At 62.6% G+C, this 1,327-nt stretch carries 2 protein-coding genes and 1 pseudogene; all 3 read right to left on the bottom strand.

The genetic code is table 11. From position 1 onward, the window contains the following. Positions 1-47: 47 nt before the first annotated feature. On the bottom strand, positions 48-338 hold the full coding sequence (locus tag OC610_RS27595) for a (2Fe-2S)-binding protein (RefSeq protein WP_264432670.1): 291 nt from the start codon (positions 336-338) through the stop codon (positions 48-50). 7 nt (positions 339-345) lie between these two features. Then, positions 346-1,140, bottom strand: coding sequence for an ABC transporter permease (locus OC610_RS27590; protein ID WP_030140057.1), 795 nt, complete (start codon positions 1,138-1,140; stop codon positions 346-348). A 6-nt stretch (positions 1,141-1,146) separates the two neighbouring features. After that, positions 1,147-1,327 (bottom strand): annotated as a pseudogene (locus tag OC610_RS27585) (ABC transporter permease); the annotation flags it as partial.

Raw genomic sequence — 1,327 nt, 5'->3', positions numbered from 1 at the left:
TGTGGGAGCGAGCTTGCTCGCGATGGGGCCATACCTGTCAAAGCCATTCATACCTGCCGCCCCGGTTCGCGATTGATCTGCTGGCCGGCTTCGAGCATCGTCGAGCAGGCACGCACGCGGCGGCCGTCGCCCAGTCGGACCCAGCAATCCTGGCAGGCGCCCATCAGGCAGAAGCCGGCGCGGGGCTCGGCGCTGAAATCGCTGCCGCGCAGGTGTTCGCTGCAGGTCAGGACGGCGGTGAGCACGGTATCGCCGAGCAATCCCCTGGCGGGTTCGCCGTCGAGTAGGAAGTCCAGGGCCGGGCGGTCGCTTTCGGCCAGTCGTTTCAGCAGAGCCATGGCGCCCTCATTGTTTGCCTACCAGGACTCGATCCAGGCCATAGACCCGGTCGAGCAGAATCATGGTCAGCGCGGTGAGCGCAATGACCAGCGCCGACACCGCCGCCATCATCGGATCGATGGATTCGGTGGCGTAGACGTACATGCGTACCGGCAGGGTTTGTGTGGCCGGCGAGGTGACGAAAATCGACAGCGTGACTTCATCGAAACTGTTGATGAACGCCAGCAACCAGCCTCCGGCAACGCCGGGCAAAATCATCGGCAAGGTGATCTGCCGGAACAGGGTGAAACGACCGGCGCCCAATGACTGCGCGGCTTGTTCAGCGCTGCGATCCAGGCCGATGGCCGAGGCCAAGACCAGCCGCAGTACATACGGCGTGATCACCAGCACATGGGCGAAGATCAGCCAGCTGAAGTTGCCGTTCACGCCCATCAGCGCGAACAGCCGCAGCAGCGCGACGCCCAGCACGAGGTGCGGAATGATGATCGGCGACAGGAACAGGCCGTTGAAAAAATCCCGGCCAGGAAACTCCAGTCGAGTAATTGCCAGCGCCGCCGGCACCGCGATCAGCGTCGCCAGCGAGGCCGCGCTGAACGCCAGGATCAGGCTGTTGTAGAACGCATCGACAAAGTCCGCGCGCTCGAACACGGCACGGAACCAGCGCAGGGAGAATTCCGTAGTGGGCAGGCTCAAGGTGTTTTCCGGCGTGAAGGCGACCAGGCAGACCACCACCAGCGGCGCCAGCATGAACACCACTACCAAGGCATGGAACAACAGGGCGAAAGGACCGTTCCTGGACATGAAGAATTACCCCAATGACTTCTTGTAGCGGCCTTCGATCATGCGGTTCCACGACAGCATGATCAGCAGGTTGAGCAGCAACAGCGCGACGGCAATGGCAGCACCCATGGGCCAGTTGAGTTCCGACAGGTATTGGTCGTAGATCAGCGTGGCGACCATTTTCAAGCGCCGGCCGCCGAGCAGGCCG

Source organism: Pseudomonas agronomica (genome assembly GCF_025917275.1).
GTDB lineage: Bacteria > Pseudomonadota > Gammaproteobacteria > Pseudomonadales > Pseudomonadaceae > Aquipseudomonas > Aquipseudomonas agronomica.
The sequence above is the reverse complement of the archived record's forward strand: the minus strand, read 5'-3'. Positions and strand labels throughout refer to the sequence as shown.

Excerpts from the sequence above, each read along its gene's own strand:
- OC610_RS27590 (WP_030140057.1), bottom strand. The coding sequence starts at position 1,140 with ATGTCCAGGAACGGTCCTTTCGCCCTGTTGTTCCATGCCTTGGTAGTG.
- OC610_RS27595 (WP_264432670.1), bottom strand. The coding sequence starts at position 338 with ATGGCTCTGCTGAAACGACTGGCCGAAAGCGACCGCCCGGCCCTGGAC.